The organism is Mycolicibacterium sp. XJ1819, assembly GCF_053483675.1.
Genome location: NZ_JBEFST010000001.1, coordinates 36,894 through 51,875 on the forward strand (window position 1 = coordinate 36,894; position 14,982 = coordinate 51,875).

Below are 14,982 nucleotides of genomic sequence, written 5' to 3' on the forward strand. Positions count from 1 at the left end.
TCACCACTTGGCGGGCCGCCCGTCTTCTCGCAGGTCGTGACGGGAGACCTTGCCGCTGGCGGTCAGGGGCAGCGATGCGCGCAGGTGAATGCGGGCCGGGATCTTGTACGCGGCGATGTACTCGCGCAGGAAGGCGACCAGGTCCTCGGGCGACGGCCGCGCTCCGGCCCGCGGCACCACGAAAGCGACTGGCACTTCCCCTTCTTCGGGGTCCGGTGCGCCGATGACGGCGGCGATCTCGACGTCGGGATGGCGGTCGAGTGCGGCCTCGACCTCCCCCGGGGTGATCTTCGAGGTGCGCCGCACGATGACATCCTTGATGCGGCCGGTGAACCACCACACCCCGTCGGGGTCGCAGCGCGCCAGATCGCCGGTGCGGAGCCAGCCGTCGACCACAGTGGCGCGGGTGAGCGCGTCGTCGTCGAAGTACCGCTGCATCACCATCGGGCCGGCCACCAGCAACTCGCCGGTCGCGTCGTCGACGCGCAGCGACACACCGGTCAGCGGTCGTCCGATACAGCCGTCGCGGTCGGTGCGGGCGTCGCGTTGCACGGTCAGCCAGATTGCCTCGGTCATGCCGTATCCGACGCCGATCGGCAGCCCGCTCACCCGGCCGAACTCCCGCTGCACCGCGGCCGGGACGGTGTCGCCGCCGGTGTACACCCCGCGCAGCGAACGGAACCAGTCCCGGCCGACCCCCGGCTGGCGCAGCAACTGGGCCAGCACGTCGACGTGTGTGCAGATCACCGTCGGCCGGTGGGTGGTCAGCGCGCGGGCGTAGGTGGCCGGGTCGAAGCCGTCGTAGAGCACCACGGTGGCGCCGGCGTGCAGCGCCGCGAAGGTCGCGATGAATCCGCTGACATGCACCTGCGGTTCGCACACCAGCACGATGTCGTCCGCGCCGATGTCGCCGAGCGCCTCGGAGGTGCTGGTCAGCATGGCCAGTGTGGAGGCGTGGCTGTGCACGACGCCCTTAGGTTGTCCGGTCGACCCCGAGGTGAAGAACACGACGGCGGGCGCATCGGCTGCGGGCGCGACTGCGGGGAAAGCGGCCGCGGGCGCGCCGCTGTCGTCGTCGGCCAGCGGGTCGGGCCCGCCGGCGACGAGGACGCGGGTGCCGGCCAGCACTGCGGGGTCCACCCGGTCGAGGATTCCGCGCCGGTCGGCGTGGGCGATCAGCCAGCGCGGACGCGCCCGCCGAAGGGCCTGCTCGACCTCCGGGGCGGCGTAGCGGGCGTTCAGCGGCGCCGCCACCGCCCCCGAGGCGAAGCACGCCAGGTAGCTGAGCACCAGGTCGGGCCCATTGGGAAGCATGAGCGCCACCGGCGCCCCGGTCAGCCCGTCGGCGAGCATCGCCGCGGCCAACGTGTCGGCGGCCGCCCGCAACTGCGCGTAGGACCAGGTGCGGCCGGCGTGGATCAGCGCGGTGGCGGTCTCGTGACCGGTGTCCGGCGACGCCAACCGAGAAAGCCCGACCACGCGTTCCATTGTCGCGCCGCGGCGAGTGTGACAGCGTGACAATTCATGAAACCGGTTCGCGCTCTGGCGCTCGTCGCGGCCGCCGTCGTGTGGGCGTCGGTGGTAGCGCCCGCGCCCGCGACCGCCACCGCCCCGGTCGGCACCGAGGCCGTCACGATCTCGCAGGCGACGGTCGACGGGATCGACTACATCGCCAGGGAGATCACCATCGCCCCCGGCGGCAGCACCGGATGGCACTACCACGACGGTCGGGTGTTCGGCGTGGTCCGGGCGGGCACGTTGACCCGGACCATGGCGGACTGCACCGACGTGGTCTCGGAGGCCGGCGCGCCGGTCGTCGAGGACAGCGGGCGAGGCCATGTCCATGTCGGACGCAACCTGGGCCCGGAACCGGTGGTGCTGTGGATCGACTACATCCAGCCGACGGGCGCGCCGCTGTCCGTGGCGGCCCCCGACCCCGGCTGCGGGTTTGCCTGAGCCGCAAAACGGCGATAGAGCGGGGATGTCACCTGAACAGACCCGCTGCCTGGTCACCGGGGCCACCGGCTACATCGGTGGTCGGTTGGCGCCGCTGCTGCTCGACCGCGGCCACCCCGTGCGCGCGCTGGCCCGCGATCCGGACAAGCTCGCCGACGTCGCCTGGCGCGGCCGGGCCGAGGTCGCCCGCGGTGACCTCGGCGACGTGGCGTCGCTGCGGTCGGCGTTCGACGGCGTCGACGTCGTCTACTACCTGGTGCACTCGATGGGCAGCACCCACGACTTCGTCGCCGAGGAGGCCGCCGCGGCGCGCAACGTCGTTGCCGCGGCCACCGACGCCGGGGTGAAGCGGTTGGTGTATCTGGGCGGGCTGCACCCCGCCGACACGGAGTTGTCGCCGCATCTGCAGTCGCGCGCCACGGTCGGCGACATCCTCATCGACTCGGGCATCCAGACGGTGGTGCTGCAGGCCGGGATCGTGGTCGGGGCGGGGTCGGCGTCCTTCGAGATGATCCGTCACCTCACCAACCGGCTTCCGGTGATGACCGCGCCGAGGTGGGTGCACAACAAGATCCAGCCGATCGCCGTCGACGACGCCCTGCACTATCTGGCCGCCGCCGCGACGGCCGACGTGCCCACCTCACGCGGTTGGGACATCGGCGGGCCCGACGTGCTCGAGTACGGCGAGGCGATGCAGATCTACGCGCAGGTCGCGGGGTTGCGGCGGCGACTGATCGTCGGGGTGCCGCTGCTGTCGGCGGCGATCGCCAGCTGGTGGGTGGGCCTGGTGACCCCGATGCCGTCCGGTCTGGCCCGCCCGCTGGTGGCGTCGCTGGAATGCGATGCGGTGGCGGGCGACCACGACGTCGACACCGTCATCGCGCCGCCCGAGGGCGGTTTGACCGGTTACCGGGAGGCGGTCGCCGCGGCCTTGCGGATCGGGCCGTTGCCCAGCGACCCGCGGTGGGCGCACGTCGGCCGGTGACTAGGGACGGCGCAGCGCGGAGACGTTGTCGTTGTCCACCTGGACGGGCACCCCGGTGCGCGCGGCGGTGGCCAGCATGTGCTCGATGACGTTCTTGCCCAACGCCGTTTCGCCCGGCAGTTCGATCGGGTAATTGCCGTCGAAGCAGGCGGTGCACAACCGCGACGCGGGCTGCTCGGTGGCCGCGACCATGCCCTCCTGGCTGATGTAGCCCAGCGTGTCGGCGCCGATGGCGTGGCGCACCGCCTCGAGCACCTCGGCCTCGTCGGCCTGATTGCTCGGCGCGTTGGCGATCAACTCCGCCGGGGTGGCGAAGTCGATGCCGTAGAAGCACGGCCATTTCACCGGCGGCGAGGCGATGCGCACATGCACCTCGACGGCGCCCGCCTCACGCAGCATCCGTACCAGCGACCGCTGAGTGTTGCCCCGCACGATCGAGTCGTCGACGACGATCAACCGCTTACCGCGGATGATCTCGCGCAGCGGGTTGAGCTTGAGCCGGATGCCGAGTTGGCGGATGGTCTGCGAGGGCTGGATGAAGGTGCGCCCGACGTAGGCGTTCTTCATCAGGCCCTGGCCGTACGGGATGCCGGATTCCTGGGCGTATCCGACGGCGGCCGGGGTGCCCGACTCCGGGACACCGATCACCAGATCCGCCTCGACGGGTTTCTCGCGGGCCAGCGCGCGGCCGATGTCCAGGCGCGTCTTGTGCACCGAGCGTCCGGCCAACATGCTGTCCGGCCGGGCCAGATAGACGTATTCGAACACGCACGCCTTCGGTTCGGGGTTGGCGAACCGCGTCGAGCGCACCCCGTCGGCGTCGATGGCCAGCAGTTCGCCGGGCTCGATCTCGCGGACGAACGAGGCGCCGACGATGTCGAGCGCGGCGGTCTCGGATGCGACTACCCAGCCGCGGTCGAGCCGGCCCAACACCAGCGGCCGCACACCGTACGGATCGCGGGCGGCATACAGCGTGTTCTCGTCCATGAAGGTCAGGCAGAAGGCGCCGCGAACGGTCGGCAGCAGTTCCAGGGCGGCCTGCTCGAGGGTGGCGTCGGCGGCGCCGTGGGCCAGCAGCGCACCCAGGATGTCGGAGTCGGTGGTGGCCGCGGGCGCACCGCGGGTGCCGAGCAGGCCGGCCTCGCGAGCCCGGCCCGCGAGTTCGGCGCCGTTGACGATGTTGCCGTTGTGTCCCAGCGCCACGCCGGTGCCCGCCGCGGTGTTGCGGAACACCGGCTGGGCATTTTCCCAGGTGGTCGACCCGCTGGTGGAGTAGCGGCAGTGGCCGACCGCGACGTGGCCCTCCATCGCGGCCAGTGTCGGTTCGTCGAAGACCTGGCTGACCAGCCCGAGATCCTTGAACACCAGCACCTGGGAGCCGTCGGCGACGGCGATGCCGGCCGCTTCCTGTCCGCGGTGCTGCAGCGCGTACAGGCCGTAGTAGGTCAGCTTGGCGACTTCTTCACCCGGCGCCCAGACGCCGAATACGCCACACTCTTCGCGGGGTTCTTGCTCGGTTTGCGGGCCGGTCACGATATGGCTGCTCCCATGGCGGGGTGGGTAGACGCCGTCCACTTTACGGACATCGTCGGCAGAACGCGGAATCGTGGCCGCCATGTCGCCTCAATCGCCCGCGTGACTACGGCGAAACCTTGGCGGCTATCCGTTCGACGATGCGCTCGGCCGCGTCTGTGACGTGGTCGTGGCATGCGAAGGACTCGATGATCAGGTTCGAGGACACCCGCATCGCATGGCCGCACGCCGTGCCCCCGCCCGCCTCCAATGTCGAGGTCATGGCGATGTGCGAGTCCGATTCGGCGAGCTCGCCGAAGCTCCAGCGTTGGTCGCCGTCGTCGCTCGACAGCGTCACCGTGGCGCCGCTGCAGCGGCCCCACTTGTCCGCCGAGCCGTCGAACAAGGTCTGGGCCCGGTCGGCCGCCGGGAACAACACCGCGGTCTGCCCGACCCAGACGCCCGGGTTCTCCGCCGAGAAGCCCTGGTCCCTGACCGCGGAATACCCGCTGCCGGCGTACACCGAGTTCAGCGCGGTACCCATCAGCCCGACGCAGGTGGGGTCGGACATGGTCGAGTCGAAGTCGTCCATGCGGTCGATCACGTCGGTGGCGGTCAACGTCGAGGTGCCGACGATGTCGTGGATCTCGGCCGCGGCGAGCAGGATGCCGTCGAAGGCGGCGCGGTCCACCGTCGGGACCGGTTCCTCCGGCGTGACGGTCGGGCCGTTGCCGGTGACGGCCAGGACGGCGACCACCGCCACCACGGCGATGACTGCGGCGGCGACGCCACCGCCCGCCAGGATCCATTTCGTGGCGGACTTGTTGGCCTTGGGCGCGGCAGTCGGCGCGGCCAGAGGCAGCACAGGAGAAGGTGGCGGGGTTTGGCTGGTTTCCAGTGCGGCCAACACCGACTCGACCTCGGTACGGGTACGCCAGGTGACATCGGAACGATCACGCAACATACACAACAACTGCCGGATATCACGACAAGCCGACGCGTCGTTACCGTCCTCCTCCAACCCCGCCTTCAACTCCGCCACCAACGTCATCTGCTGCTGAGCACTCAACGGCGACGGATCCGAAATCGTCGACGCCAACCGCATCAGATACGCAAACGGAATCGGCGGCTCCTCGGGCAACGGATCCGGCAACGGCACACCCTGCGCCCGCCGCGCATGCACACTCGACACCAACTCAATACCGGCCTCAATACTGGGATTCCGATAATCAATGGTCTGCATCTGCGCCAACGGATTGATCCGCAAATTGTCCATCGGACCCACCAACACCGGCAGAACCGGCTTACCCAACTCCTGGGCATACCGCAACTCGGCCTGACAAGCCTTGGACTCCAACATGTTCTTCGACAACGCGACTATGAACACCTCACAACCGCGAACCTGCTCAAGAATCGTGCGCCACCACGACTCACCCCCACCAAGCTCCTCGTCGAACCACACCTGCTCATGAGCCCGACGCAACGCCGCCAACACCCCGTCGATCGCCGCACGATCCCGACTCGAATAACTGATGAAAACAGCCACCACGGACCTCCCCCGCAATGTCGGGCCGGACACCTCGCCGGTGAGCTCTATGCGTTTGCCCTGTCCGACATTTCGTCCGCGATCCGGTCGGCCTCGTCGGTGATGTGGTCATGACAGGCCATCACCTCGATGATCACGTTCGACACCGCGCGCAGCACATGCTGACATGCGTGGCCGTCGCTGGCCTCCTGCGTCTTCAGAATGCTGACCTGTGAGTCCTGCTCGGTCACGTCGCCGAACGTCCAGTTGGCCTGCGTTCCGTCTTCTCGGTTGTTGGCCACGGTTTCGCCCGCGCAGCCCTTCCACTGGGCGGCAGAGGTATCGAGGAACTGCTTGGCCTGCTGGGCCGCCGGGAAGAGCACGGCGGTTTGATTGGCGAAGACGAAAATGGGCGTCTCGGTGGTGAAGACCTGATCTGCGACCGTGCTGTAACCGGTGCCTTGATACACCGCATCGTTCGCGGTGCTGAACGCGCCAAGGCACTGTGGCATCGAGAGATTCGGCCCCTCGGTCGCCATCCGGGTGTAGACGGTGCTCGCCTCGATGTCGTTGCTGCCCATGACGGCGTCGATCTCGTCGGCGGTGAGCAGGACCGAGTTCAAGGCGGCCGGCGCCACCGTCGGATCAGGAGTGGGCTGCGCTTCTGGGGTGGGGGCGGGGTCTTTGCCGGTGAAGGCGATCACGGCGACCACCGCTATCACGGCGATGACCGCGGCGGCGACACCGCCGCCCACCAGGATCCACTTGGTGGAGGACTTGGCGGGCCGAGACCCGCCGAAGCTCGGTGAACCCGGCGCACCCGGTGGACCCGGCGGCGGTGGCGGCATCTGCTGCTGTTGGTACTGCGCCGCATAGTGGGCCTGCTGCACCGGGTGCGGTGCGGTGATCACCGAGGCCGACGCCGCGACCGGTGGCGGGGTTTGGCTGGATTCCAGTGCGGCCAACACCGACTCGACCTCGGTACGGGTACGCCAGGTGACATCGGAACGATCACGCAACATACACAACAACTGCCGGATATCACGACAAGCCGACGCGTCGTTACCGTCCTCCTCCAACCCCGCCTTCAACTCCGCCACCAACGTCATCTGCTGCTGAGCACTCAACGGCGACGGATCCGAAATCGTCGACGCCAACCGCATCAGATACGCAAACGGAATCGGCGGCTCCTCGGGCAACGGATCCGGCAACGGCACACCCTGCGCCCGCCGCGCATGCACACTCGACACCAACTCAATACCGGCCTCAATACTGGGATTCCGATAATCAATGGTCTGCATCTGCGCCAACGGATTGATCCGCAAATTGTCCATCGGACCCACCAACACCGGCAGAACCGGCTTACCCAACTCCTGGGCATACCGCAACTCGGCCTGACAAGCCTTGGACTCCAACATGTTCTTCGACAACGCGACTATGAACACCTCACAACCGCGAACCTGCTCAAGAATCGTGCGCCACCACGACTCACCCCCACCAAGCTCCTCGTCGAACCACACCTGCTCATGAGCCCGACGCAACGCCGCCAACACCCCGTCGATCGCCGCACGATCCCGACTCGAATAACTAATGAAAACAGCCACCACGGACCTCCCCAACTGACGTCGCACGGGATGTCGTCACCGTGCCCCCCACTCAGCGTTCACCGGCGAGTATGGCAGCACGGCAACGCCGCCGTGGCGCGTTGGACGAAGGGCATCCGGCGATACTTGACAACGCAAATCAACCGCTGGCGCGGCCGCAAGCACGTCACACGACGCGCGGCGGTGTGGAAGGGTTGCCAGATGCTGCGGGCGCTCATGTGGCGATATCTCGCACCGTTTCGGTGGCTGGTCGTAGCCGTCATATTTCTGCAGGTCATCAGCAGTATGGCCGCGCTGTACCTGCCCACGATCAACGCCTCGATCATCGACGACGGAGTCACCAAGGGCGAGACCGCCGTGATCCTGCAGTTGGGGGCGGTGATGTTGGCGATCACCGGCCTGCAGGTGTTGTGCGCGATCGGCGCGGTGTATTTCGGTTCGCGGTCGGGCATGGGTCTCGGACGCGATCTGAGGGCGGCGGTCTTCCGCCACATCACCGGCTTCTCGGCCGCGGAGACAACGCGCTTCGGAGCGCCGTCGCTGTTGACCCGCTCCACCAACGACGTATGGCATATCGAGGTCCTGGTCGAGATGACATTCACGGTCCTGGTCACCGCACCGATCATGGGTATCGGCGGCACCCTGATGGCGATCCGTCAGGACGTCGGGCTGTCGTGGCTGCTTCTGGTGAGCGTGCCGATTCTCGGGCTCGCCAACTACTGGATCGTCTCTCACCTCCTGCCCGTCTTCCGCTACATGCAGGACCTCATCGACGTTCTCAATCGGGTGCTGCGCGAACAGCTGTCCGGTCTCAAGGTGATCCGCGCGTTCGGACGAGAACTCTTCGAGCGCAGGCGCTTCGACGGGGTGAACGAAGCGCTGGCCGATGCCACCCTGGCTGCTGCGCGCTGGCAGGCCCTCCTTCCGCCGGCGAGCACGCTGGTGATCAACGTCTCCAGCGTGGCGCTCATCTGGTTCGGCGGTCTGCGCATCGACGCCGGGCAGATGCAGGTCGGCTCGTTGATCGCGTTCCTGTCCTATTTCATGCAGATCCTGATGGCGGTGTCGATGGCCACCACGTTCTTGGCGATGTTGCCGAGGGCGGCGATCTGCGCTGAACGCATCGCCGACGTGCTGTCGACGCCGCCGAGCATCGCCAGTCCGCCCGGCGCTGTGCGGCCCGAAAGCGTCACAGGCGTGGTCGAACTCGTCGATGTGGAGTTCAGGTACCCCGGCGCGCAGCGTTCGGTGTTGCAGGCGGTGACGCTCACCGCACGGCCGGGTACCACCACGGCCGTCGTCGGGGGCACCGGATCGGGAAAATCCACCCTGGTGTCGTTGATCTGCCGGCTCTTCGACGTCACCGCCGGTTCGGTTCGAATCGACGGAGTCGACGTCAGGCACTACGACATCGAGCGGTTGTGGGGCGCCGTGGGTCTGGTGCCCCAGCGGGGCTACCTGTTCTCCGGCACAGTCGCCGACAACCTGCGATACGGCAAGACCGACGCCACCGAAGAAGAGATGTGGGACGCGTTGGAGGTCGCCGCGGTCGACGAATTCGTCCGCAACCGCGGGGGGTTGCAGACCGTCGTGTCACAGGGTGGCGCCAACTTCTCCGGTGGCCAGAGACAACGGTTAGCCATCGCTCGGGCGGTGATACGCCGGCCGGCGATCTACCTTGTCGACGACGCCTTCTCGGCCCTCGACGTGCACACCGAGAACCAAGTGCGCTCCGCACTGCGCCGTGCGGCGGCCGAGTCCACCGTCATCCTGGTCTCCCAGCGCGTACCCACCGTGATCGACGCCGACCAGATAGTCGTCATCGATGACGGCATGGTGGTCGGCGAAGGGTCTCACCGGTCCTTGTTGATCGACTGCCCGACCTACGCCGAAATCGCGCTCTCACAGGGCATCGACGCTACGTCCAGATGAGAACATTCGGCAGCGATCCGTCGATCTCACGCAGACACGTGTAGCCCACCCCGGCCAGACCGCGGAACAGTCCGACGTTGAACCGCCGGGCCCCACCGCTCCAGCGGTAGTCCCCCGTCGTCAGCTTGTTGGCGAGGATCGCGGAGAGCCGATTCGACGCCATCTGCGTCAACTCGCGGCGGTTCAGCACGGCACCGGCTTCGCGGAGCAGTTCCACACCGCCCAACGATCCGCAACACAGCGTGTCCACGTGCCCCGGCCAAGCCCGCGCCGCCGCCTGTATCGCCATGTCGATCTCGGCTGCCGAATCGTCGTCGGGCCCACCACGGCGCGCCATGCCGAGGCGGGACAGTCCGATACCGACCGCGCCATGGCACCACTGGGAGCGCGGGTTCGGCTCGCCGGCCTCCGAGTCCGTCCAGTCGGCGTGCTCGACAGCCACCCAACCGCGCGCCGCCTCGAGGAATTCCTGTCGCCCGGTGACGTATGCGAGTGAGCGCATCGCGTAGGCGAAACCTGCTGCGCCGTGCGACATGCCGACGAGGGGCGCCCCCGACGGCCGCCGCGACAGCAGATGCTCACCACATTTCACGGCCCGATTCAGCACGGACTGCTCTGCGCTCTCCTCGTACAACCGCAGCAGCGACAATATCGCGCCCGCGCTGCCACCGACGATGTCGAGATGCCGGTCTCCGGCGATCAAGTCGTCACTGATCAAGCCGGCCGCCAGATGTGCGTCGGCGGCGAGATCGTCGTCGCCGAGCAATCTCGACATGGTGAGCAGGGCATAGATCACCGACCCCAGACCGCTGGTGCCGCCGATGCCGAGCAGCCGCGCCATGCGTGCGGCCTGGCTGCTTCGAAGCTGGGCGCGAAGATGGGCGATCGCGGCCATCGCGAGGTCGGCCGATTCCGGCTGCTGTGCCGTCTTCGCGTGCGCCGCAAGGAACAACGCGATTCCCGATGTGCCGTTGTAGAGGTCATCGCCGACCACCGCCAGCTGCGACACGTCGGAGTCGGGCAGCCAGCTCAGGCCGATCCACGCCGCACCGGTGCCGCGTCGCGTCGCGTACCGCGCGATCTCCGCCGCGACGGCGTTCGCTTCGGCCATTGCCGCCGCGCTCGGGTCGGCGACCGGGTCGCCTTTCAGCCGCTGTCCCGCGCTGTGCGCCGAATTCGCCTCCGCCACAAACGACGCGGTCTGCCGGACCACGGTGGTCTGCCAGGCGATCTCGTCTTCGTCGAGATGCTGTAGGCGTTCGCGGGCACGCTGCAGTCCCGGCGCCGCCGCTACCCTGACCTCGACCCCGTCCGCGCCGAGGATGTCGCAGTGGTCACTGCCAACCTGGAAATACGGCACGTCGAGCTGCAGAAGCGCCGCCCGTTCGGCCCGCCGCAACGCCCAGCCCGGGTCTGCGTCGTCGTCCCAATCGGCGAGCCGTGCAACGAAGTCCGCCTGCACTGACCAGATGACGCCGTCGTCCATCGTCCGGTCGTCGGTGAGACGTCCGAGCAGCATGGTGTAGAACTGGGTAGGCCGGATCACCTTCCGGATTCGCAGTCCGGCGAAGCCGTCGAGAAGTGATTGCACCCCGAAGCCCGCCACCTCTGATCGCAAGAACGTGGCATATTCTTCGAACCCGTCGATCAGATCGTCGAGGTGCTCGTCGAGGCCGACCTCGCGTCCGGCCACCAGCGGCAGGTTCGTCGCCGGTCTGGTCTGCTGCGGGACCGTCACGGGCCGCATCGCATCCGAGTTGACGTCGGCCCACACCACGTCGGTTCGTGCCGTCGAGTCCGACGCCATCCCGCCCACCGGGTACACGCTTCTGTCGGCGGTTCGCCCGTAGGCCGGCAACAGCCCCACGGCCGCCACCGAATCCGCGATCAGCTCCGTCGCCGCAGCATGCGCCGCAGCGTGCGGTGGGCCATTCATCGCTTCGGCCGCGCCGGGTTGCAGGAGGGTTTCCAGGTCCACCGGCACCGGGTGGTCGCCGGCGGCGATCAGGTTCTCCTGGTGGACATCGCTTCCGGCGAAGCAGTGAAACAGCGCGAGCCAGGCTCCGGCACGCCGGAAGAACTCGGCGCACTCCTCGGCGCCCGGGCATGGCGCGTGCTCGATGCACTCCGCCCAGCCGTAGTGTTCGCGCGCGAACGTACGCGGCGCCCGAAGTTCGACGGGAGCCCGTGTGTTCAACCGCTGCACCAGTGCGTGCCAAACCGCGTCCACCCGAAGATCTTTGGGCTTGTACATCACCCGGCGCCCGTCGGCGAACTCAATGCGCAGCACCGATCGGCCGCCACGGTGCGGGTCGGAGAGCCCGCCGTGCACCGCGCTCACCTGGGCGGCGACGCCGCGGCCGAGCAGTTCGCCACGGACGGCCACGACGTCTGTCTGGAGGCGCTCGACGAACTCACGGGCCGTGGTCAACCACTGTCGGGTGAGCACGGCGATCAACCGCAGCAGGATCGGCTTGTCGTCGAAGAGCCGCTCGAACCCGCCCGATGTCATGTCGCCGACGAACGTGGCGTAGCGCCGGCCGCCGGCAACGAAACGTTCGTAGAGCGGGGCCGCACACAGTTCGCACAGCCGATCGACCAAGAGGTGGTTGAGCTCCTCGCAGCCGGTCGGGGTCAGCAGGTCACGGGCGCCTGGGCCGACCGACTCCCACAGACGCGCCCGGGCCTGACCTGCCAGACCCGCGAAGAGATGCTCGAAAGGCAGGTGACCGGAGCCCAGGTCGGCGACGGACGCCGAATCGCACAGCGCCGATCGAATCCAGGACGCGTCCTCGATCCAGGGTTCGGGCCCGGTGGTGGCCCGCCGGCGCGCCGCGGTGAACCGCGCGCGCGCTCGATCCATCGAGTACCCGTCTCTTGTCAGCCTGCGGTCGAACAGCGCCCAGTCACCGCTGGCGCATGACTTCGCCCACGCGGCAAGACGTTCGGCGGCAACTTCGGCATCACCTTGTCGGCCGGCAGCGTCTTCGAAGCGCTCCGACAACAGCTCCTCGAAGGTGGCGGCGCGCGTGAACCACGTATCGCGGTCAACCTTCTTCATCGTCGAGTGGGCCCTCATAACTCGAGCGGAACTGCTCGTCGGCCACCGGCCACATCTCCCCCTGCGGTCCCCTGACGATCCAGTCGCCCGCGTTGGCCACCGCATCGCCCTCCAGCGTGTGGATCACCTCGCGCCATGTCGAGCGCCGGGCCGACACCGTTCCGCACCGCCGATACCGTCGCGGACCCACCTCTTCATGGGTCGCTTCGAACACCGCTGCGGCAACCGACCTTTCATTCCCTCCTTCGTCGACCACCGTCCAGTCGCCGGGTTGCGCCCGCATCACGTCCCCCGCCGGTGTCGTCCACTCCCATGGGTGGTCCCGCCGTTGCGCGGTGATCTCGCCGCGGCGGCGATATCGCCGCCATTTCGGGACGGATCGGTATCCGAGGTTGCGCAGGTTCAGTAGCGTGCTCAGCAGGCTCCTGCGCGAATCCTCGGCGTACTCGGGATGGCGCGCAACCAGCTCGTCGAACGGCAGGAGCCGATCGTGGCGGCGGCGACTGTCCTCACGCCGATCGTCGTACTTCCATCCCGCGTCCTCGTAGTACTTCCGCCAATCCTCGTGCTCGGCCTTGATCATCGCCTCCACGGTGTCGCCGTCGAAGCCGAGAATCTGCAGTTGTTCTGTGGTGGTGAGATCGGCGAACGTCACCGGCAGCGGTGCCGTCGGGCCACTTTGCTCGAGGCTGTTCCAGGTGTGATCACCGAACGTCTCGACCATCCACAACGCGTTGAGCACCTGTCGCCGATTGGAGTGCCTGATGAACGGGTCCAGGTCCTTCCACGGTTTGGTACTCGGTTTGTCACGCGCGGTACCCGCGCTGTAGTGCTCATGGATCAATTCGGCCGCCCGTTCCCAGACATCCTGTGGCGCATCGGTTTCGAATTCCATGTCGATGGGGAAGGTGAACAGCTCACCGACAATGGACACGTCGATGAGTGATGTCGCCGCGGTCGCGGCGAGGTAGATGCGCAGGTTCGGGAATCGGGACGCCAGCCGTGTCCCGTGTGTCTCCAACTCCGGATCACCCAGCACGAAGGAGTGCATCGCCGGGTCCTTGTCGCGGAGATATTCGGCGATCGCCTCCACGGTGGGGTTCGAGTTGTGATCCACGACGGGCAACATCGTGCCGTCGGGCGCCATCCGGCCCTGTCGGATCTCGTGGTCCTCGACGAAACTCTTCGCTCCCTCGGCGAAGATCACCACATTCGAGGGCCGAACCACGTCCGGCTTCTCATACATTCCTTGTTCGCGCTGCAACTGGGCCAGTTCGGAGGCCATCGCGTAGGTCAACGGGTACAGCCCGCAGAGCACGACCGTATTCGGCAGCTCGCGGGCAACGGCGCCGCGCTCCGGCCGAGTTGTCATGTGCCGCACCAGTTTGGCCGCGGTGACCTCGTACTTGCCGACCGCGTCGGCCACCCATCGACGTTCGGTGCTGGCCAGAAAGCTGCGCCGCCACACCTCCGCCTGCCACGGGTCGTCTATCCGGACCGTCAGGGGCATCCGCACAGGGCCGCTTCCGCGCTGAGCGACCGCCGCGTCGATGGTCTTGAAGTGCTTGATGTTGTCCACCGGATCGCCAGACAGCAGATACAGGCGCTCCGACCGGTTCCACAGCGTCAAGCGCGACAACGCGTCATCCTCGGCGAGATCCACCGCGCGTAGCTTGGCGCCCAGCGCCCTGGCCCTGCGGCCGGCCTCGCCGTCGATGTCGTCGGTCAAGATCACCACGGCACCCGCGGGATTCTGGGTGCGCAGAATCGCGCGGACCATCGACACCGTGTCGTCGTCGACGCCGACGACAACGGTCAGCGAGTTCGCCCTCCAGATCGCCACCCGGTCGAGTTGGGAGCGGAACAGTGCCAGCCCGGCGGCCAGTGCCGCGGTGAGGGTTGTGGCCAACGCGAGAAGGCGGGCGACTTCCAGGGCGATCGGCATGTTCGCGCATGCGCCGTCCGCGAAGGTCTGCACGTTTCCCAAGAAGAGCGCGAGCGTCCACGCCAGCGGCGCGAAGATCGGCGATTCGCCGTCGTGACACGGTAGGTAGGCGCTCATCCCGAGCACCAACGCCGAGGCCGCCATCGCCGCGATCACGACCAACGGTTGTCCTGAGAAGGCGGTCCGCCCGGACAGTCGCCGCAGGGCGACGTGAACTATCGGAAAGGCCAACACCACCGCGATCGTCGCGGTGGCCGCCCACGCGGTCTCCCCTCGCGGGATCGGCGCACCGAACCATCGAAGTGGTTCCGGCACCCTCTTCGTCACCGCCGGGTTGACGGCCACCACGCAGAGGTACAGCAACGCGGCCACGTAGCAGATGTCCAACAGGGCAAGCACATGTGTGAGCCAGCCACGTCCCGGCCCGGCCAACCGCCCCCGCGTGCTCACCACTGAATCATC

At 67.7% G+C, this 14,982-nt stretch carries 9 protein-coding genes; 3 read left to right on the top strand and 6 right to left on the bottom strand.

The window, feature by feature from the left end:
- Positions 1-1,479, bottom strand: coding sequence for a class I adenylate-forming enzyme family protein (locus ABQE89_RS00170; RefSeq protein ID WP_448412895.1), 1,479 nt, complete (start codon positions 1,477-1,479; stop codon positions 1-3).
- A 45-nt stretch (positions 1,480-1,524) separates the two neighbouring features.
- Between ABQE89_RS00170 and ABQE89_RS00175 the strand changes: the two genes are divergently transcribed.
- Positions 1,525-1,956, top strand: a complete 432-nt coding sequence (locus ABQE89_RS00175; protein ID WP_448412897.1) for a cupin domain-containing protein — start codon at positions 1,525-1,527, stop codon at positions 1,954-1,956.
- Between the two features lie 25 nt (positions 1,957-1,981).
- Complete coding sequence (locus ABQE89_RS00180) at positions 1,982-2,941, top strand: NAD(P)H-binding protein (RefSeq protein WP_448412899.1); 960 nt, start codon at positions 1,982-1,984, stop codon at positions 2,939-2,941.
- On the opposite strand, the gene purF is transcribed toward ABQE89_RS00180, so the two are convergent.
- From purF to ABQE89_RS00195, 3 genes are all read right to left on the bottom strand, one after another.
- Positions 2,942-4,474, bottom strand: coding sequence for an amidophosphoribosyltransferase (purF, locus tag ABQE89_RS00185; protein ID WP_448412901.1), 1,533 nt, complete (start codon positions 4,472-4,474; stop codon positions 2,942-2,944).
- 106 nt (positions 4,475-4,580) lie between these two features.
- Positions 4,581-5,999 carry a sensor domain-containing protein gene (locus ABQE89_RS00190; RefSeq protein WP_448412903.1) on the bottom strand — a complete coding sequence of 473 codons (1,419 nt, stop codon included), beginning with the start codon at positions 5,997-5,999 and terminating at the stop codon, positions 4,581-4,583.
- Positions 6,000-6,046: 47 nt separating this feature from the next.
- Entirely contained in the window at positions 6,047-7,582 is a 1,536-nt protein-coding gene (locus ABQE89_RS00195; RefSeq protein WP_448412905.1) for a sensor domain-containing protein, read from the bottom strand.
- A gap of 201 nt (positions 7,583-7,783) precedes the next feature.
- Between ABQE89_RS00195 and ABQE89_RS00200 the strand changes: the two genes are divergently transcribed.
- On the top strand, positions 7,784-9,514 hold the full coding sequence (locus tag ABQE89_RS00200; protein WP_448412907.1) for an ABC transporter ATP-binding protein: 1,731 nt from the start codon (positions 7,784-7,786) through the stop codon (positions 9,512-9,514).
- Here ABQE89_RS00200 and ABQE89_RS00205 read toward each other — a convergent pair.
- Together ABQE89_RS00205 and ABQE89_RS00210 are read right to left on the bottom strand one after the other, a co-directional pair.
- Positions 9,501-12,575, bottom strand: coding sequence for a type 2 lanthipeptide synthetase LanM family protein (locus tag ABQE89_RS00205; RefSeq protein WP_448412909.1), 3,075 nt, complete (start codon positions 12,573-12,575; stop codon positions 9,501-9,503). The two genes, ABQE89_RS00200 and ABQE89_RS00205, sit on opposite strands and share 14 nt — an antisense overlap.
- Positions 12,562-14,970 carry a RyR domain-containing protein gene (locus tag ABQE89_RS00210; RefSeq protein WP_448412911.1) on the bottom strand — a complete coding sequence of 803 codons (2,409 nt, stop codon included), beginning with the start codon at positions 14,968-14,970 and terminating at the stop codon, positions 12,562-12,564. Before ABQE89_RS00210 ends, ABQE89_RS00205 begins: the two co-directional genes overlap by 14 nt.
- Positions 14,971-14,982: the final 12 nt, after the last annotated feature.

Excerpts from the sequence above, each read along its gene's own strand:
- ABQE89_RS00175 (WP_448412897.1), top strand. The coding sequence starts at position 1,525 with ATGAAACCGGTTCGCGCTCTGGCGCTCGTCGCGGCCGCCGTCGTGTGG.
- ABQE89_RS00180 (WP_448412899.1), top strand. The coding sequence starts at position 1,982 with ATGTCACCTGAACAGACCCGCTGCCTGGTCACCGGGGCCACCGGCTAC.
- ABQE89_RS00200 (WP_448412907.1), top strand. The coding sequence starts at position 7,784 with ATGCTGCGGGCGCTCATGTGGCGATATCTCGCACCGTTTCGGTGGCTG.
- ABQE89_RS00205 (WP_448412909.1), bottom strand. The coding sequence starts at position 12,575 with ATGAAGAAGGTTGACCGCGATACGTGGTTCACGCGCGCCGCCACCTTC.